This window comes from Proteus sp. MB838 (genome assembly GCF_054767435.1).
On sequence record NZ_BAABMO010000036.1, the window covers coordinates 16,299 to 35,872 of the forward strand.

At 41.3% G+C, this 19,574-nt stretch carries 17 protein-coding genes; all 17 read left to right on the forward strand.

The window, feature by feature from the left end; genetic code table 11:
- Nucleotides 1–83: 83 nt before the first annotated feature.
- Nucleotides 84–812, forward strand: a complete 729-nt coding sequence (gene pyrH / locus ACYUCW_RS14355) for a UMP kinase (protein ID WP_004245471.1) — start codon at nucleotides 84–86, stop codon at nucleotides 810–812.
- Nucleotides 813–928: 116 nt separating this feature from the next.
- Nucleotides 929–1,486 (forward strand): ribosome recycling factor, encoded by a 558-nt coding sequence (frr, locus tag ACYUCW_RS14360; protein ID WP_004245470.1) that lies wholly within the window; start codon nucleotides 929–931, stop codon nucleotides 1,484–1,486.
- 191 nt (nucleotides 1,487–1,677) lie between these two features.
- Nucleotides 1,678–2,871, forward strand: coding sequence for a 1-deoxy-D-xylulose-5-phosphate reductoisomerase (gene ispC / locus ACYUCW_RS14365; protein ID WP_004245469.1), 1,194 nt, complete (start codon nucleotides 1,678–1,680; stop codon nucleotides 2,869–2,871).
- Nucleotides 2,872–3,153: 282 nt separating this feature from the next.
- Nucleotides 3,154–3,855 carry a (2E,6E)-farnesyl-diphosphate-specific ditrans,polycis-undecaprenyl-diphosphate synthase gene (gene ispU, locus ACYUCW_RS14370; protein ID WP_004245468.1) on the forward strand — a complete coding sequence of 234 codons (702 nt, stop codon included), beginning with the start codon at nucleotides 3,154–3,156 and terminating at the stop codon, nucleotides 3,853–3,855.
- A gap of 1 nt (nucleotide 3,856) precedes the next feature.
- Nucleotides 3,857–4,720, forward strand: coding sequence for a phosphatidate cytidylyltransferase (gene cdsA, locus ACYUCW_RS14375; RefSeq protein ID WP_004248716.1), 864 nt, complete (start codon nucleotides 3,857–3,859; stop codon nucleotides 4,718–4,720).
- A gap of 9 nt (nucleotides 4,721–4,729) precedes the next feature.
- On the forward strand, nucleotides 4,730–6,082 hold the full coding sequence (gene rseP, locus ACYUCW_RS14380; protein WP_460408860.1) for a sigma E protease regulator RseP: 1,353 nt from the start codon (nucleotides 4,730–4,732) through the stop codon (nucleotides 6,080–6,082).
- A gap of 40 nt (nucleotides 6,083–6,122) precedes the next feature.
- On the forward strand, nucleotides 6,123–8,522 hold the full coding sequence (gene bamA / locus ACYUCW_RS14385; RefSeq protein ID WP_049203513.1) for an outer membrane protein assembly factor BamA: 2,400 nt from the start codon (nucleotides 6,123–6,125) through the stop codon (nucleotides 8,520–8,522).
- 92 nt (nucleotides 8,523–8,614) lie between these two features.
- On the forward strand, nucleotides 8,615–9,112 hold the full coding sequence (locus ACYUCW_RS14390; RefSeq protein ID WP_004248713.1) for an OmpH family outer membrane protein: 498 nt from the start codon (nucleotides 8,615–8,617) through the stop codon (nucleotides 9,110–9,112).
- 3 nt (nucleotides 9,113–9,115) lie between these two features.
- Nucleotides 9,116–10,144: a UDP-3-O-(3-hydroxymyristoyl)glucosamine N-acyltransferase gene (lpxD, locus tag ACYUCW_RS14395; protein WP_460408862.1), complete on the forward strand. Its 1,029-nt coding sequence runs from the start codon at nucleotides 9,116–9,118 to the stop codon at nucleotides 10,142–10,144.
- A gap of 126 nt (nucleotides 10,145–10,270) precedes the next feature.
- Nucleotides 10,271–10,723 carry a 3-hydroxyacyl-ACP dehydratase FabZ gene (fabZ, locus tag ACYUCW_RS14400; RefSeq protein ID WP_004245462.1) on the forward strand — a complete coding sequence of 151 codons (453 nt, stop codon included), beginning with the start codon at nucleotides 10,271–10,273 and terminating at the stop codon, nucleotides 10,721–10,723.
- 3 nt (nucleotides 10,724–10,726) lie between these two features.
- Nucleotides 10,727–11,530 (forward strand): acyl-ACP--UDP-N-acetylglucosamine O-acyltransferase, encoded by an 804-nt coding sequence (gene lpxA, locus ACYUCW_RS14405; RefSeq protein WP_004245460.1) that lies wholly within the window; start codon nucleotides 10,727–10,729, stop codon nucleotides 11,528–11,530.
- A 7-nt stretch (nucleotides 11,531–11,537) separates the two neighbouring features.
- Nucleotides 11,538–12,710: a lipid-A-disaccharide synthase gene (lpxB, locus tag ACYUCW_RS14410; protein ID WP_017628592.1), complete on the forward strand. Its 1,173-nt coding sequence runs from the start codon at nucleotides 11,538–11,540 to the stop codon at nucleotides 12,708–12,710.
- Nucleotides 12,710–13,300: a ribonuclease HII gene (gene rnhB / locus ACYUCW_RS14415; protein ID WP_004245458.1), complete on the forward strand. Its 591-nt coding sequence runs from the start codon at nucleotides 12,710–12,712 to the stop codon at nucleotides 13,298–13,300. The genes lpxB and rnhB overlap by 1 nt, the downstream gene beginning before the upstream one ends.
- Nucleotides 13,301–13,322: 22 nt before the next feature.
- Nucleotides 13,323–16,805 (forward strand): DNA polymerase III subunit alpha, encoded by a 3,483-nt coding sequence (dnaE, locus tag ACYUCW_RS14420; RefSeq protein WP_004248711.1) that lies wholly within the window; start codon nucleotides 13,323–13,325, stop codon nucleotides 16,803–16,805.
- A gap of 12 nt (nucleotides 16,806–16,817) precedes the next feature.
- On the forward strand, nucleotides 16,818–17,777 hold the full coding sequence (gene accA, locus ACYUCW_RS14425) for an acetyl-CoA carboxylase carboxyl transferase subunit alpha (protein ID WP_004245456.1): 960 nt from the start codon (nucleotides 16,818–16,820) through the stop codon (nucleotides 17,775–17,777).
- A gap of 296 nt (nucleotides 17,778–18,073) precedes the next feature.
- A complete protein-coding gene (locus ACYUCW_RS14430) occupies nucleotides 18,074–18,817 on the forward strand; it encodes an SDR family NAD(P)-dependent oxidoreductase (protein ID WP_004245455.1) in 744 nt (247 codons plus the stop codon).
- A gap of 173 nt (nucleotides 18,818–18,990) precedes the next feature.
- A partial coding sequence (gene tilS, locus ACYUCW_RS14435; RefSeq protein WP_460408864.1) for a tRNA lysidine(34) synthetase TilS occupies nucleotides 18,991–19,574 on the forward strand: 584 nt, incomplete at its 3' end.

A 19,574-nucleotide genomic window follows, 5' to 3' on the forward strand; every position in this document is an offset into this window, starting at 1 on the left:
CTCCACTGACAGTTTGCTTTTCTTTGAAAAGAGTAAGGCTATCTAAAACCTCCAATTAACTAATCTGCTTAGGACAGAACACCATGGCAACCAATGCAAAACCCGTATATCAGCGAATCTTATTAAAGCTGAGTGGCGAAGCCCTGCAAGGCGCAGAAGGTTTTGGTATCGATGCGAGCGTACTTGATCGCATGGCTCAGGAAATTAAAGAACTCGTTGAATTGGGCATACAAGTCGGTGTCGTAATTGGCGGTGGTAACTTGTTCCGTGGCGCTGGTCTAGCAGCTGCAGGTATGAACCGTGTTGTGGGTGACCACATGGGAATGCTCGCCACAGTGATGAATGGCTTAGCAATGCGTGATGCATTGCATCGTGCTTATGTCAATGCACGATTAATGTCAGCATTTCCACTTAATGGTGTTTGTGATAACTACAGTTGGGCTGAGGCTATTAGCTTATTACGCCATGGCCGAGTTGTTATCTTCTCGGCAGGTACAGGCAACCCATTCTTTACGACTGACTCAGCTGCGTGTTTACGTGGTATTGAAATTGAAGCTGACGTTGTATTGAAAGCGACAAAAGTTGACGGTGTATTTTCAGCCGATCCAACCAAAGATCCTGATGCGGTATTATATGAAAAGCTGACTTATCAGGATGTATTAGAACGTGAATTGAAAGTCATGGATCTTGCTGCATTCACATTAGCCCGAGATCATAATTTACCTATCCGCGTATTCAATATGAATAAACCGGGTGCATTACGTCGGGTTGTAATGGGTGAAAGTGAAGGAACTTTGATTTCTCACGCTTAATACACAGAGACAATGGTATAATTTGGCGTTAACATCTTAAAGTACGCCAATTCATTTATGTCGATATCATAATTTGATATCGTCTGGAAGATAACCAGTTCCCAAGGGTTTATAACGTGATTAATGAAATCAAAAAAGATGCTCAAGAACGCATGGACAAAAGCGTTGAAGCACTAAAAAGCCAAATTAATAAAGTTCGTACTGGCCGTGCGTCTCCAAACCTATTAGATGGTATTGTTGTAGAATACTACGGCGCACCAACTCCATTAAATCAAGTTGCTAACGTTGTGGCAGAAGATGGCCGCACATTGGCAATTACAGTGTTCGATCGTACTTTAGCACCTGCTGTTGAAAAAGCGATTATGGCATCAGATTTAGGCTTAAATCCTTCATCTGCAGGCGCGATCATCCGTGTTCCACTGCCTCCGTTAACTGAAGAACGTCGTAAAGACTTAATCAAAGTTGTGCGTGGAGATGCAGAACAAGGTCGTGTCTCTATTCGTAATATCCGTCGTGATGCTAATGATAAAATCAAAGCATTACTGAAAGATAAAGAAATTAGTGAAGATGATGAACGACGTTCACAAGATGAAATTCAGAAATTAACTGATATGTTCATTAAAAAAATTGATGAAGCATTAACGCTGAAAGAAGCTGAGTTAATGGAATTCTAATTTTTATTCTTTATTCTGATAATGCCACTGAAATGTGGCATTATTTTTGAGCATTTACTGGAAAATAAATGCCTAATATCTTCTTTTTATCACATTATTTATTAAAGTTATCATCTTTCCCCTCATTTATCTCGTCATGCTGATATAATTCCTTTTAATGAAAATGTTATTGATATACTGATTGATTAATAATGAAACAAATAACTATATTAGGCTCAACAGGGTCTATCGGAACAAGTACGTTATCCGTCATTGAAAATAACCCTGATGAGTTTCAGGTGCTTGCTTTAGTGGCTGGAAAAAATGCAACTAAAATGGCGCAGCAATGTCGCGCTTTTCAGCCTAAATATGCGGTGATGTCAGATGAAAAAAGTGCCGGTGAGCTGAAACAATTATTAGCCAATACATCGTGTAAAACGGAAATATTATCAGGCTCTAATGCTGTTAATGAAATTGCTGCATTGGATGAAGCCGATCAAGTGATGTCTGCTATTACAGGGGTGGCGGGGCTTAAGCCTACACTGGCTGCGATAGAAAAAGGGAAAAGAATTTTATTAGCCAATAAAGAATCTCTGATCACGAGTGGTCGTTTATTCTTTGATGCGGTGGCTAAATATGGTGCGAAGGTTTTACCTATTGATAGTGAACATAATGCTATCTACCAAAGTTTACCTACAGGTATTCAAGACAATTTAGGCCATGCATCTTTAGAAGCCCATGGCATCACCAGTATTTTACTCACAGGCTCCGGTGGACCGTTTCGCTATACGCCTTTAGATGAGCTAGATGCAATGACTCCAGACCAAGCTTGCGCACATCCAAACTGGTCAATGGGGCGTAAAATTTCGGTTGATTCAGCCACTATGATGAATAAAGGCTTGGAATATATCGAAGCTCGTTATTTCTTTAATGCCTCGGAAGCAGAGATGGAAGTCATTATTCATCCCCAATCGGTGATCCATTCAATGGTTCGCTATCGTGATGGTAGCATTATCGCACAAATTGGTGAGCCAGATATGAGAACGCCTATCGCTTATTCCATGGCATATCCTCATCGCACCGAATCGGGCGCGAAAGCATTAGATTTTTTTGAGATACAAGCCCTAGAATTTATCCGTCCAGACTATCAGCGCTATCCTTGTTTAGCACTTGCCATCGAAGCCTCGCAACGGGGACAAGCTTCAACAACGGTATTAAATGCCGCTAATGAGGTTGTTGTTGATGCTTTTTTAAACGAAAAAGTAAAATTCACTGATATTGCTAAAATTAATCGCAAAGTGGTTGAACATTTTGACCTCTCTGAGCCTCAAAGTATCGACGATGTTTTAGAAATTGATAAATTAGCAAGGTTACAAACACAGCAGATTATCGCACAAATTGTATAATGATGATGATATTTACCAGAGTGTGTTTGTTCGTCTTTCTGGCTAATGGTATAGTTGCCAAATCACTAAAGACAATAATGAAAATTAACAGTTCATTACTAAAGCAACCGCTTTAGCAACTTTGAGGCTTTGCCAAAGGCCGTGGAGTCACACGGTTTTTTTGTGCGTAGGTTATCCGAAGAGGACTGTCTGTATCAGTATCAGATTAGCAAAGGGTTAAATTGAGTGAACTTATCCAGTGACGATTCATCCGCATCAAAACCAAAGCATGTTGCCATCATTATGGATGGCAACGGACGTTGGGCAAAAAAACAAGGGAAACTCCGAGTTACGGGCCATCGCGCGGGAATTAAAGCAGTTCGAGATGCGGTTAGCTTTTCCGTCAAACATAAAATTGAATCACTAACGTTATATGCATTTAGCAGCGAAAACTGGAATCGCCCTGAACAAGAGGTGAGTTCTTTGATGGAGTTGTTTGTTTTTGCATTAGATAATGAAGTGAAAAGCCTACACAAACACAATGTCAGATTAACAATTATCGGTGATATCAGCCGCTTTAGTCGTCGTTTACAAGATAGAATAAAAAACTCTGTTGCACTGACTGCAAATAATACCGGACTCAATTTAAATATTGCTGCCAATTACGGTGGACGATGGGATATTACACAAAGTGTACAACAATTAGCGAGTTCCCTCGCAAAAGGGGAGTTAGCTATCGAAGATATTAATGAAAATGCGATATCCTCACACTTGTGTTTACACGATCAATCGCCTGTAGATCTTGTGATCCGTACAGGTGGAGAACATCGTATAAGTAATTTCCTTATCTGGCAAATTGCTTATGCTGAGTTATATTTTACACAGGTTTTATGGCCTGATTTTGATGAACAAGTTTTTCAGAATGCACTTGATGCTTTTGCTAAACGGGAAAGACGTTTCGGTGGTACAACATCGGAAACAGATACTGTAAATCTGGGAGGATAATTTGCTTAAGTATCGTGTCATTACTGCATTAATACTAATCCCTATTGTTATTGCTGCTTTATTTCTTCTTCCTCCCGCAGGATTTGGATTAGTTATTATTGCCATTTCAGGCTTAGCGGGTTGGGAATGGGCTCAATTTATCGGCTGGCATTCTCAAGGCAAACGTATTGCTACTGGTGTTGGATTTGCTGCACTCTTAGTTCTTATGCAAGCCTCGTTACCGGATTTTGATCACCTGCTTGATACAGCAATGATTAAGAATAGCTTATGGGCTGGGCTCTTTTGGTGGATAGCGGCGATTTTATTAGTTGTCAGTTATCCGAATTCAGCCAATATGTGGAAAAATTCTGTTCTTCTTAAGTTATTGTTCGGTATATTGACGATTGTTCCTTTTTATTGTGGCATGATGGCGCTACGTATGTTGGGATATAGCACAAACTCATATACAGGGGCCTGGTGGTTACTGTATGTCATGTTATTGGTTTGGGCTGCGGACTCAGGGGCTTATGCATTTGGCCGTTTAATGGGTAAACATAAAATGGCACCGAAAGTATCACCGGGTAAAACCTTGGAAGGTCTGGTGGGCGGATTAATCACTGCAGGTGTTGTTTCATGGCTATTTACGCGTTTCGCACCAATTACTGAAGTGCCTAACCATCTATTACTGATTTCGGGCATCGTGGTGATTGTTTCGGTATTCGGCGATCTGGCTGAGAGTATGTTTAAACGTGTTTCCGGCATAAAAGACAGTAGTCAGCTTATCCCTGGGCATGGTGGTGTGCTAGATCGTATTGATAGTTTGACCGCGGCGATCCCTGTTTTCGCTGGATTGGTGTTTTTAGTTTCTTCTGGCTTTCAAATGTAAAGGTAAGCAATGGGTATCCTGTGGAATCTAGCCGCGTTTATTATCGTTTTAGGTATTCTTATTACGGTACATGAATTTGGACATTTTTGGGTAGCAAGACGCTGTGGCGTTTATGTTGAGCGTTTTTCTATTGGTTTTGGTAAAGCGATTTGGCGTAAAACAGATAAACATGGCACCGAATTTGTCGTTGCATGGATACCTTTAGGTGGCTATGTAAAAATGTTGGATGAGCGTGTCCCCGAAGTTGCACCAGAGCGTCGTCATCTCGCTTTTAACAATAAAACCGTCGGGCAAAGAGCCGCTATTGTTGCCGCCGGACCTATTGCAAATTTCTTATTAGCCATTGTGGCTTATTGGCTTGTTTTTATGATTGGGGTGCCGGCATTAAAGCCAATAATTGCAGATATTCGCCCTGACTCTATCGCAGAACAAGCAAAATTAACGCCGGGAATGGAACTAAAATCCGTTGCAGGTATCGAAACGCCTGATCAGAATGCTGTTCGTTTAGCATTAGTGAGTAAAATTGGTGCAAAAGAGGTGACTTTCGTTGTAACTCAGCCTAACTCTCTTTCTGAGAGTGAGAATATACTGAATTTGCAACAGTGGAATTTTGATCCTGAAAGACAAGATCCTATCGTATCCCTAGGCATCATGCCTGTTGGCGCACGGTTGGACTCTAAAGTTGTAGAAGTAACACCAGACTCTGCGGCTGAAAAAGCAGGTTTACAAGCAGGGGATCGGATCGTTAAAGTCGATGGTCAGCCAATTGATACTTGGCACCCATTTACTTATTTTGTTCGACAAAGCCCCAACAAAACGTTGGAACTGTTAGTTGAACGTAACGGTGCTTCTTTGGTGTTAAATATTACTCCTACAGCAATAGCGCTGAAAGATGGTAGCGAAGTTGGGCAAGTGGGTGCGAAGCTACAAGTATTACCGCCAGATGAGCAATACTTGATAATGCAACAATACAACCCATTTTCAGCGTTATATGAAGCATCTGATAAAACATGGCAGTTAATGGGTTTGACTGTCAAAATGATTGGCAAGTTAGTGGTTGGTGATGTCAAGTTAACAAACCTTAGTGGACCGGTTTCTATCGCTAAAGGCGCTGGAATGTCTGCGGATTCAGGTTTTGTTTACTATTTGATGTTTATCGCACTTATCAGTGTCAATCTGGGGATCATTAATTTGTTTCCCCTGCCTGTCTTAGATGGTGGGCACCTGCTTTTCCTGGTTATCGAGAAGATAAAGGGAGGGCCGGTATCTGAGCGTGTACAAGATGTCTGTTATCGTTTCGGTGTTATGGCACTGATGCTGTTAATGGGACTTGCACTTTTCAATGATTTCTCTCGCTTATAATAAAATAAGCAGGGACCGGTTAGGAAAACACAAAACAACGATGGCGATGAAAAAGTTGCTTATAGCGTCGCTGCTGCTGGGCAGCGCCACTGCATACGGTTCAGACGGATTCGTAGTTCAGGACATTCAATTTGAAGGTCTTCAACGCGTCGCCGTTGGTGCAGCATTACTGAACATGCCTGTCCGAGTTGGAGATTCGGTCAGCGATGATGATATTAGTCGAACTATCCGTTCATTATTTGCGACAGGAAACTTCGATGATGTTCGGGTTCTGCGTGACGGAAATGTACTTATTGTTCAAGTTAAAGAGCGTCCAACAATTGCGAGTATTACTTTCTCAGGTAACAAAGCAATTAAAGAAGATATGCTTAAGCAAAATCTTGATGCTTCCAATATCCGTATTGGTGAAACACTTGACCGAACAATGTTGGCTAATATTGAGAAAGGTCTTGAAGATTTCTACTATAGTGTTGGTAAATATAACGCCACAGTAAAAGTTGTTGTGACTCCTCTTCCTCGTAACCGTGTTGATTTAAAACTGGTATTTGCCGAAGGTGTTTCAGCTACTATTCAACAAATCAATATTGTTGGTAATAAAGCATTTAGTACTGCTGAATTAGTTAACCGCTTCCAACTACGTGATGATGTGCCTTGGTGGAACTTAGCGGCTGATGAAAAATATCAGAAACAAAAACTCGCTGGTGACTTAGAGACATTACGAAGTTTTTATCTAGATCGTGGTTATGCACGTTTTGATATTGAATCCACAAACGTTAGCTTAACGCCTGATAAAAAAGGTATTTATATTACTATTAACCTGAAAGAAGGTGATAAATACACGGTTGAAAGTACCGAAATCAATGGTAATACCGCAGGCTATACCAAAGAGATTGAAGATCTGATCCAAATCGCACCAGGCTCATTGTATAACGGTGCTCAAGTGACCAAAACAGAAAATGAAATTAAAAATCTGTTAGGTCGCTATGGATACGCCTATCCACGGGTGATGACAAATCCTGAAATCAATGATGAAAATAAAACGGTAAAACTGCATGTTAACGTTGATGCAGGGAATCGCTTCTATGTGCGTCAAATCCGTTTTGCGGGTAATGATATAACCAAGGACTCTGTTTTACGTCGTGAAATGCGTCAGATGGAAGGGGCTTGGTTAGGTAGCGATTTAGTTGAGCAAGGTAAAGAGCGTTTAAACCGTTTAGGTTATTTTGAAACAGTCGAAACGGAAACACAGCGTATTCCGGGATCACCTGATCAAGTTGATATCGTTTATCGTGTCAAAGAGCGTAATACGGGTTCACTTAACTTTGGTGTCGGCTTCGGTACAGAAAGTGGTGTCAGCTTCCAAGTTGGGGTAACACAGGATAACTGGTTAGGAACGGGGAATGCTGTTGCGATTAATGCCAGTAAAAATGATTACTCAACGTATGCTGAATTGTCAGTCACAGATCCTTACTTTACTGTAAATGGTGTCAGCTTAGGGGGTCGTATTTTCTATAACGATTTCCGAGCTAATGATGCGGATTTATCCGGCTATACCAATAAATCTTATGGGTTAGACGGCACCTTAGGTTTCCCTATCAATGAATATAACTCGGCTCGTCTCGGCTTAGGCTATACGCATAACGGCTTGTCACGGATGGAACCTCAAGTGGCGATGTGGCGTTATCTTGAAAGTATGGGTAAAAATCTAAGTGATGATTATTCTGGTCGAGAATCCTTTAATGCGGATGACTATACTGTCAGTCTTGGATGGACATTTAATAACTTAAACCGTGGTTTCTTCCCAACCTCTGGGGCAAGAAGTAATTTAAGTGGGCGTATTACCATACCTGGCTCTGATAACAAGTACTATAAAGTAACTTGGGACGGTATGGCTTATTACCCTCTAAATGAAAAAGAGTCTTGGGTCACCTTGTTCAAAGGTCGTTTAGGTTACGGTGACGGTTTAGGGGGTAAAGAATTACCCTTCTATGAAAACTTCTATGCCGGTGGTTCTGGTACAGTACGTGGTTTCCGTTCCAATAATATCGGTCCTAAAGCTATCTATTTAAATAGAGAAGGGATGAAAGGTAAACCTTATTTATCTAGCGATGCGGTCGGTGGTAATGCAATGGCAGTCGCCAGCTTTGAACTGATCACACCAACGCCATTTATTGATGATAAATACTCTTCATCAGTCAGAACTTCAATGTTTGTTGATGCGGGTACGGTATGGGATACCAACTGGAACAGTACTAATTCTAATTGGACTGCTGGTATGCCTGATTTTGGTAAAGCAAGTAATATACGTGTTTCAACCGGTGTGGCTTTACAGTGGTTATCACCTTTAGGTCCGTTAGTCTTCTCTTATGCGAAGCCAATTAAAGATTACGAAGGCGATAAATCTGAGCAATTCCAGTTTAATATTGGTAGAACGTGGTAGCGATGTAAGTAAAGTTGATGTCTTTTCTATATATTGAGAAAAGACATCTCATATCTGACAAAAAATTTATTTTGGGTTTTAAGGAGTCTATCGTGAAAAAATTGTTATGTGCCGCTGCCCTAGGAATGGCATTGACGATGTCAGCAGGCGCTCAAGCTGCAGATAAAGTAGGTGTTGTGAACATCGGTCAAGTTCTCCAAAAAGTGCCTAACCGTGATGCGGTAGAGAAACAATTGGAAAATGAATTTAAATCACGTGATACCGAATTGCAAAATTTAGGTAAAGCATTACAAACTGCGGTTGAGAAATACCAAAAAGATGCACCAACCATGAATGCGACACAACGTGCTAATACAGAAAAAGATCTGGTTGCTAAACGTGAAGCTTATGCACAAAAAGCACAAGCTTTTGAGCAAGATTTTAGCCGTCGTCAAGCAGAAGAGCGTAATAAAATCATGAAACGTGTATTAGACGCTGTTGATGCTGTAGCGAAAAAAGAAGGTTATGATGTGATTTTAGATGCAAACACTGTTCCTTATTTCGCAGACGGTAAAGATATTACTGCTCAGGTTCAAAAACAGGTTAAATAATAGATGTTTTCAATTCGATTAGCTGATCTTGCTCAGCAATTGAATGCACAGTTACACGGCGATGGTGATATCACTATCGCCGGTCTTGCTTCAATGGGCTTAGCAAATGGTGAACAAATTACCTTTCTTTCCGATAGTCGCTATCGTGAAAAACTAAGTGAATGTCAGGCCGCTGCGGTGGTATTAACAGAGGCTGATCTGCCTTTTTGTCCTGTTGCTGCACTGGTGGTGAAAAATCCTTATCTGGCTTATGCACAAATGGCTCAGATTATGGATACTACGCCCGCGCCAGCACAAGATATACATCCTTCTGCTGTTATTGCTGCTGATGCTAAATTAGGGAATAACGTCTCAATTGGTGCAAATGCGGTCATTGAGCCAGGTGTTGAGTTAGGTAATAACGTAGTTATTGGTGCAGGATGTTTTATTGGTAAAAAAGCACATATCGGCGATAATAGCCGTTTGTGGGCAAATGTCTCTATTTATCATGAAGTTATTATTGGTAAAGATTGTTTAGTACAATCTGGTACTGTCATTGGTTCTGATGGTTTTGGTTATGCCAATGAGCGTGGCAATTGGATTAAAATTCCTCAGTTAGGCTCAGTGATCATTGGTGACCGTGTCGAAATTGGTGCATGTACTACCATCGATAGAGGCGCATTAGATAACACAGTTATCGGTAATGGTGTTATCATTGATAACCAGTGCCAAATCGCACATAACGTCATTATTGGTGACAATACTGCTGTGGCAGGTGGTGTCATCATGGCGGGGAGCCTGAAGATTGGGCGTTACTGTATGATTGGTGGAGCAAGTGTTATCAATGGTCACATGGAAATTTGTGATAAAGTTACGGTAACAGGAATGGGGATGGTTATGCGTCCTATCACTGAACCTGGGGTTTATTCTTCTGGCATTCCGTTACAACCGAATAAAGCATGGCGTAAAACCGCAGCACTGGTGCTGCGAATTGATGAAATGCAAAAAAGGCTAAAGTCGCTAGAACGTCAAGTAGAAAATAGCGATAAGTAACAAGTAGCATCTTTGACGGTTGTTGTTACCTATTTTGCGACCTGCGCGTTAACTCCCTTTTTGAGTCACAGCAGGTCGTGTCATTCTTAATTAGATTCAGTTTTATTAGACAGGAAGAGTATTGCAATGAGTGATAATCATACTCTGCAAATCGAAGAAATTTTAGATTTACTTCCACACCGTTACCCATTTTTATTGGTTGACCGTGTCCTTGATTTTGAAGAAGGGAAATTTCTAAGAGCAGTAAAAAATGTATCTTTTAATGAGCCTTTCTTTCAAGGTCACTTCCCGGGCAAACCTATTTTCCCTGGTGTACTGATCCTCGAAGCAATGGCGCAGGCAACAGGTATTTTAGCATTCAAAAGCGTAGGAAAACTGGAACCCGGTGAACTTTACTATTTTGCTGCTATTGACGGTGCTCGCTTTAAACGTCCTGTCTTACCTGGAGACCAAATGGTTCTTGAGGTTGAATTCATTAAAGAACGCCGTGGCGTTGCACGCTTTAAAGGCGTCGCTAAAGTTGATGGAGAAATTGCCTGCGAAGCTGAGATGATGTGTGCTCGCCGCCGTGAGGTCTAGCTTATGATTGATAAATCCGCAGTAATTCACCCTTCTTCAATTATTGAAGAGGGTGCGGTAATTGGTGCTAATGTTCGCATTGGCCCTTTTTGCGTTATTGGTAGCCATGTTGAGATTGGTGAAGGTACAGATATCAAATCTCATGTGGTTATTAATGGCCATACACGCATTGGCCGTGATAATCAGATTTACCAATTTGCCTCTATCGGTGAAGTAAACCAAGATCTGAAATATCGTGGTGAGCCGACCCAAGTCATTATTGGTGATCGCAATCTTATCCGCGAAAGTGTCACTATTCATCGTGGTACGACACAGGGCGGTAATATTACTAAAATTGGCAATGATAACTTATTGATGATCAACACCCATGTTGCTCATGATTGTATCATTGGCGATCGCTGTATTATTGCAAATAACGGTACTTTAGGTGGACATGTCACTTTAGGTGATTATGTGATAATCGGTGGTATGAGTGCGGTTCACCAATTTTGTCAGATTGGTTCACATGTCATGGTGGGCGGCTGTTCCGGTGTAGCACAAGATGTTCCTCCTTTTGTGATTGCACAAGGAAACCATGCCACCCCTTATGGTTTGAATATTGAAGGATTAAAACGTCGCGGTTTTGCAAAAGAAGATCTGCATGCCATTCGTAACGCTTACAAGATACTTTATCGTAATGGTAAAACGCTTGAAGAAGCGCGAGAAGAGATTGCTCAATTAGCCGCAGACAATAATAATCAGTATGTAAAAATATTCAGTGATTTTCTGGAAAATTCAGCAAAATCAAACCGCGGTATTATTCGCTAATTAGGATATGACCTTGTCAGGCCAATCATCTATAAAACAGCGTCCGTTAGTTATCGGCCTTGTGGCTGGTGAAACGTCCGGTGATATCTTGGGCGCGGGATTAATCCGCGCTCTTAAACAAATGCATCCCAATATTCGTTTTGTTGGTGTCGCAGGTCCTTTGATGCAAGCAGAAGGTTGTGAAGCTTGGTATGAAATGGAAGAGCTTGCGGTGATGGGGATCGTGGAAGTACTTGAACGTTTGCCACGATTATTGAAGATCAGAAAAGATCTCACTCAACGCTTTACACAACTTAAGCCAGATGTTTTTGTTGGTATTGATGCTCCTGATTTTAATATCACCCTTGAAGGTCGCTTAAAACAAAAAGGGTTGAAAACTATCCATTATGTCAGTCCATCAGTATGGGCTTGGCGTCAAAAACGGGTTTTTAAAATTGGTAAAGCAACGGATTTGGTTTTAGCTTTCCTTCCTTTTGAAAAAGCGTTTTACGATAAATATCAGGTTCCTTGTCGCTTTATCGGTCATACAATGGCTGATGCAATTGCGTTACACCCTGATAAAAAAGCGGCTCGTGAACACCTAGGTATTGATCAAGAGGCAATCTGTTTAGCTCTGCTACCAGGAAGTCGGCATTCTGAAGTGGAAATGCTCAGTGCGGACTTTATAAAAACAGCGCAGCGATTAAAGCAACAGATCCCCGCATTACATATTGTTGTCCCTTTGGTAAATGCGAAGCGACGGGCACAATTTGAACAAATACATCAAAGTGTTGCCCCAAAACTTGAAATCCAACTCTTAGATGGACAAGCAAGAGAGGCGATGACCGCCAGTGATGCGACTTTATTAGCATCTGGTACAGCCGCCTTAGAATGCATGTTAACGAAATGCCCGATGGTAGTGGGTTATCGTATGAAACCATTTACCTTTTGGTTAGCAAAAAAATTAGTTAAAACGCCCTATGTCTCTTTACCCAATTTATTAGCGGGACGGGAAATAATTAAAGAGTTGCTGCAAGAAGAGTGCACACCAGAAGCACTGGCAGAACAATTACTCCCCCTATTAACGGATGCGGAAAAAGCACAACACTTAAAAGAGATATTTTTACAATTACACTCAGCTATCCGTTGTCGTGCTGATGAGCAAGCAGCGAATGCAGTTTTAGAATTAGCAGGTCAATAATGGAATTTGTCTATCCTAAAGCAAACCTAATTGCTGGCGTCGATGAAGTCGGTCGCGGACCATTGGTGGGTGCGGTAGTTACTGCTGCGGTGATCCTCGATCCAGCTAATCCTATTCAGGGATTAATGGACTCGAAAAAATTGACCGAGAAAAAACGCAATGCGCTTTACGATGAAATAAAAGAAAAAGCATTATGTTGGGCTATTGGACGTGCTGAGCCTGAAGAGATAGATAAACTGAATATTCTTTGGGCAACGATGAAAGCCATGGAGCGTGCTGTCGCGGGATTATCCATAACGCCTGATATGGTCTTAGTCGACGGAAACCGTTGTCCTAACTTGCCAATGGCATCTCAAGCGGTGATTAAAGGTGATAGTTTAGTTCAAGAAATTAGCGCAGCGTCAATACTGGCTAAAGTTACCCGTGATAGGGAAATGGAACAGCTAGATAAACTTTATCCTGATTACGGCTTTGCCAAACATAAAGGCTATCCAACAGCCTTCCATATGGAAAAACTGGCTTCATTAGGGGCAACGCCTTATCATCGTAAAAGTTTTGCGCCTGTAAAACGTGCTTTAAATTTAGTCTAATCCACAGAGTAATTAATAAGATATGGCAGATCCTCGTTTTATCCATCTAAGGGTACACAGCGATTATTCAATGATCGATGGATTGGCAAAAACAGGGCCTCTTGTGAAGAAAGTGGCTTCGCTGGGTATGCCTGCTTTTGCAATTACAGATTTCACTAACTTATGTGGGTTAGTGAAATTTTATGGTGCGGCTCATGGTGCCGGTATCAAACCTATTGTTGGTGCAGATGTCTATCTGGAAACGGAACTATTAGGTGATGAATACGCGCATTTAACCATTCTCGCCCGTGATAATGTGGGATATCAAAACCTAACACTATTGATTTCTGAAGCTTATAAACATGGTTATGGTGCTGCCGGACCGGTTATCAAACAAGAGTGGTTAACAACATATAAAGAAGGTCTCTTGTTGCTTTCTGGCGGTAGAATGGGAGATGTTGGTAAATTCCTACTACGCGGTAATCGAGCTTTAGTTGAGCAATGTCTTGAATATTATCAAACGCACTTTCCTGATAGCTATTATTTAGAGCTTATTCGTACCGGGCGTCCGGATGAAGAGAGCTACTTACATGAAGCTGTAGCCTTAGCATCAGAAAAAGGGCTTCCTGTTGTTGCGACAAATGATGTCCGTTTTCTGGATAGTGATGATTTTGATGCTCATGAAATTCGCGTGGCTATTCATGATGGTTTCACATTATCCGATCCTAAACGTCCTAAGCACTACAGTCCTCAGCAATATATGCGCACAGAAGAAGAGATGTGTGAGCTTTTTGCTGATATTCCTGAAGCATTAGAAAACAGTGTTGAAATAGCCAAACGCTGTAATGTGACCATTCGTTTAGGTGAATACTTTCTTCCTCAATTCCCGACTGGGGATATGAGTACAGAAGATTTCTTAATTAAAAAGTCCAAAGAGGGCTTAGAAGAGCGCCTTGCCTTTTTATTTCCTGATCCGCAAGAGAGAGAAAAGCGACGTCCTGAATACGATGAGCGCCTTGAGATTGAACTCAAAGTTATTAACCAGATGGGATTCCCCGGTTACTTTTTGATAGTGATGGAATTTATCCAATGGTCTAAAGATAATGGCGTTCCTGTAGGGCCAGGACGTGGTTCAGGTGCTGGCTCACTGGTGGCTTATTCGCTTAAGATAACAGATCTCGATCCTCTTGAGTTTGATCTACTGTTTGAACGTTTTCTTAATCCAGAACGTGTATCAATGCCTGACTTTGACGTTGACTTCTGTATGGAGAAGCGCGATAGAGTTATCGATCACGTTGCGGATATGTATGGTCGTGATGCCGTATCACAGATCATTACCTTTGGTACTATGGCGGCCAAAGCTGTTATTCGAGATGTTGGGCGTGTTTTAGGACACCCTTATGGCTTCGTTGATAGAATTTCCAAGCTTGTTCCCCCTGATCCGGGAATGACGTTAGAAAAAGCCTTTGCCGCCGAGCCTCAGTTACCTGAAATTTACGAAGCTGATGAAGAAGTGAAATCGCTTATTGATATGGCGCGTAAATTAGAAGGGGTAACGCGTAATGCAGGTAAGCATGCCGGTGGTGTCGTTATTTCTCCAACCAAAATTACCGACTTTGCGCCACTTTATTGCGATCCGGAAGGGAATAACCCGGTTACACAATTTGATAAGAATGATGTTGAATATGCCGGTCTTGTTAAATTTGACTTCTTAGGGTTAAGAACGCTGACGATAATCAACTGGGCATTAGAAATGATTAATGCTCGACGGGCTAAAAAATCACTTGAGCCTGTTGATATATCAGCCATTTCATTAACCGATCAGCGTAGCTTCGATATGTTGCAACGCTCTGAAACCACCGCGGTATTCCAATTGGAATCCCGTGGTATGAAAGATCTGATAAAGCGTCTGCGACCAGACTGCTTCGAAGATATGATTGCGTTAGTTGCACTGTTTCGCCCAGGGCCTTTACAGTCGGGGATGGTGGATAACTTTATCGACCGAAAACACGGTGTTGAAGAGATTTCCTACCCTGATGTTAAATGGCAACATGAGAGCTTACAGCCTGTATTAGAGCCAACTTATGGTGTTATCTTGTATCAAGAGCAAGTGATGCAGATAGCACAGGTACTTGCCGGTTATACCTTGGGTGGCGCGGATATGTTACGACGCGCGATGGGTAAGAAAAAACCTGAGGAGATGGCAAAACAGCGCTCTGTGTTTGAAGCGGGGGCGATTAAAAATGGTGTTGATGGCGAATTAGCCATGAAAATCTTTGACTTGGTAGAGAAATTTGCCGGTTATGGATTTAACAAATCGCACTCAGCGGCTTATGCCTTAGTTTCTTATCAAACGCTCTGGTTAAAAGCTCACTATCCTGCGGAGTTTATGGCGGCAGTCATGACTGCCGATATGGATAATACCGAAAAAGTGGTCGGTCTGGTGGATGAATGTTGGCGAATGGGTTTAAAAGTCCTTCCTCCAGATATTAATAGTGGGCTTTATCATTTCCATGTTAATGATGAAGGCGAAATAGTGTATGGCATAGGGGCCATCAAAGGGGTTGGAGAAGGCCCTATTGAGGCAATTGTCGAAGCGCGTCAACAAGGTGGTCATTTTAAAGATATTTTTGATCTCTGTGCGAGAACAGAAACCAAAAAATTGAATCGCCGAGTGATGGAAAAACTGATAATGTCAGGCGCATTTGATAAATTAGGGCCTCACCGTGCAGCATTAATGTCTTCGCTGGAAGATGCCTTAAAGGCGGCAGATCAACACGCAAAAGCGGAAGCCATTGGGCAATCCGATATGTTTGGTGTATTGGCAGAAGCCCCAGAGCAAGTGGAACGTTCTTATGCCAATGTACCTAAATGGCCAGATCAAGTTGTTTTAGAAGGTGAGCGAGAAACCCTCGGTTTATATTTAACGGGACATCCCATCACCCGTTATCTAAAAGAAATTGAACGATATGCGGCAGGAACCCGTCTAAAAGATTTAGTACCTACCCCCCGAGGTCAGATGGTAAAAGTGGCAGGATTAGTCCTTGCTTCGAAAGTCTTTACCACTAAACGAGGAAATAGAATTGGTATATGTACGTTAGATGATCGTTCTGGTCGTTTGGAAATTATGTTATTTTCCGATGCATTAGATAAATACCAACATCTATTGGAACAAGATCGGATTTTAATTGCTACCGGGCAGGTCAGCTTTGATGATTTCAACGGTGGGCTTAAAATGACAGTCCGCGAATTAATGGATATTAACGAAGCGCGTGAAAAATATGCTCGAGGGCTTGCTATCTCGTTATCAGACAGGCAAATTAATGAGCAATTATTAAATCGTCTTCGCGGCGTTTTAGAACCTCATCGTTCAGGCACGATCCCGGTTCATCTTTATTTTCAAAAGCATGATGCCTGTGCACGTTTGCGTTTTGGTGCAACATGGCGAGTAACGCCGACTGATATGCTTTTGACCGATCTGCGAACTCTGCTGGGTAATGAGCAGGTGGAATTAGAATTTGACTAGAATAGGAATGTTATGAGTCTTAATTTTCTGGATTTTGAACAGCCAATTGCCGAGTTAGAAGCGAAAATCGATTCGCTAACCGCAGTTAGCCAACATGATGAAAAAATTGATATTAATATTGATGAAGAAGTTGCACGCTTAAGAGAAAAAAGTTTAGAACTTACTCGAAAAATTTTCTCTGATCTTGGTGCATGGCAAGTGGCACAACTTGCTCGTCATCCATTAAGACCTTATACCCTTGATTATATTAATCGTGTTTTTACTGATTTTCAGGAGTTAGCGGGTGATCGCGCTTATGCTGATGATAAAGCGATTGTCGGTGGTATTGCTCGTTTAGACGGTCGTCCGGTGATGATCATTGGTCATCAAAAAGGACGTGAAACGAAAGAAAAAATTCGTCGTAATTTTGGTATGCCGGCTCCTGAAGGTTATCGCAAAGCGTTGCGTTTAATGGAAATGGCACAACGTTTTAAATTACCTATTATCACTTTTATTGATACTCCGGGAGCTTATCCGGGGGTGGGCGCTGAAGAGCGTGGACAATCAGAAGCGATTGCTCGTAATTTAAGAGAAATGTCTCGCTTTGGTGTGCCAATTATTTGTACCGTTATTGGCGAAGGTGGCTCTGGTGGTGCTTTGGCGATTGGTGTGGGTGATAAAGTAAATATGTTGCAGTACAGCACCTATTCCGTTATTTCGCCAGAAGGTTGTGCTTCTATTCTATGGAAGAGTGCTGATAAAGCACCATTAGCTGCTGAAGCTATGGGGATCACGGCAAATCGTTTAAAAGAATTAAAATTGATTGATACGGTGATCCCTGAACCTTTAGGTGGTGCTCATCGTCATTATGATGAAATGGCAGCATCACTAAAAGCGCAGCTAAAAGCTGATTTAGCGCAGTTAGATGAGTTTGATACAGAAGAGCTAACTAACCGCCGTTATCAACGCTTAATGGAATATGGCTATTGCTGATTGAGCGGGTACTTAGCTAGCTATTAAAAAGATCACTCCCCATGCTATAGCATGGGGTTTTTTTTATGGCGAATAGGATCAGGCTATTATCACACCACTATCACTCCAGCTAATTTTTCTTTTATAAAACTATTTCTATTATTAATAGTAATAGCTTGTGATACTTTCATTTTTAATTATATATCAATATGTTAACTCGATCTCAAATATAAGATTTATGTTTATCTTTGCTTAAAAAATACGTAACCCTACCTATGATTTGATAAGGCTTATCGTTAATCAAAGAAGGAAAAGTTATGATTTCATTTAGCAACAAAGTAGGCATTATCACCGGGGGTAATAGTGGTATCGGTTTAGCTAGCGCTGAGAAATTTTTATCACTAGGGGCATCGGTTGTTATTACTGGAAGTCATTCAGGTCGTGGGGAAAAAGCACAAAACTATTTGCAAGATAAAGGGTTTTCCGCAGAATTTGTTCAAATGGATGCCGCCAATGAGCAAGATAATCAACAACTGGTTAAGCATGTAGTAAAACATTATGGCAAAGTGGATTTTTTATTTGCTAATGCGGGTGTTTTAACCGATACCGTTGCCGATAAATTACATTACGATCAATGGAAAAAAGTGCTTGATGTTAATCTTAATGGACTATTTCTTATTAACCGCGCGGTTATTCAACATTGGTTAGAAACTAAAACCACAGGCGCTATTGTTAACTGTAGTTCAATCTGCTCTTTTGTCGGCCAGCATGCATTTCCTGCTTATTGCTCCTCTAAAGGGGGCATTAAATTACTCACACAAACGTTAGCGCTTGATTATGCCAGTCAAGGTATTCGTGTTAATGCTGTTTGTCCAGGCTATATTGATACTCCTTTATTAGAGGGGCGTGAATTAGACAAACAAAAACTCGTCGCTTTACACCCTATTGGTCGGTTAGGTACACCTGAAGAGGTGGCTAATGTTGTTGCCTTTTTAGCAAGTGATGCCGCCTCGTTTGTCACAGGGGCTTCTTATCTCGTTGATGGTGGCTTTACGGCATAATTAAACCCATGACAGCGATGAGGACAGCATTTTCTTAGTATCGTTATCAGCTTAAGTGAAAAGTTATATTTTGCTTTCTTTTTTATTATGTTGCGGCGAAAGGTTGTGTTCGTGCAAAATGCAATGGAAAGGCTTAACATAACCCATTGAATTCCTCGATAACTGATAATGCTATGGAACTGAAAAATTGTCCTCTTATTAACGAAATTAAACGACAAATTGGCTCTCATACTCATATTTTAGTGGGTTTTAGTGGTGGAGTTGATTCAACCGTTTTATTGCATGGGTTGGTTTGCTTACGTGATAAATATCAACTTCCTTTAGAATTAACGGCAATTTATGTTCATCATGGATTGAATTCAAAAGCCGATGATTGGCTCACGCATTGCGAACATTTTTGTCATAACTGGCAGGTCAGTTTTATCAGTGAAAGAGTACAAGTCAATGGGAAAGAAGGGGGGATTGAGCAGGGTGCCAGAGAAGCGCGCTATCAAGCTTATCGCCAATATTTACAGCCTAATCAAGTTTTAGTGACGGCACAACATCAAGATGATCAAGCGGAAACTTTCCTATTAGCGCTTAAACGCGGTAGTGGACCGGCAGGGTTGTCTTCAATGCCTGCAAAAATGCCTTTTGAACAAGGGTATTTATTACGACCATTACTTAATATTACACGTGAACAAATCGAAGCTTATGCACATGAGCACGGTTTATTATGGATTGAGGATGATAGTAATCAAGATGATCGCTATGATCG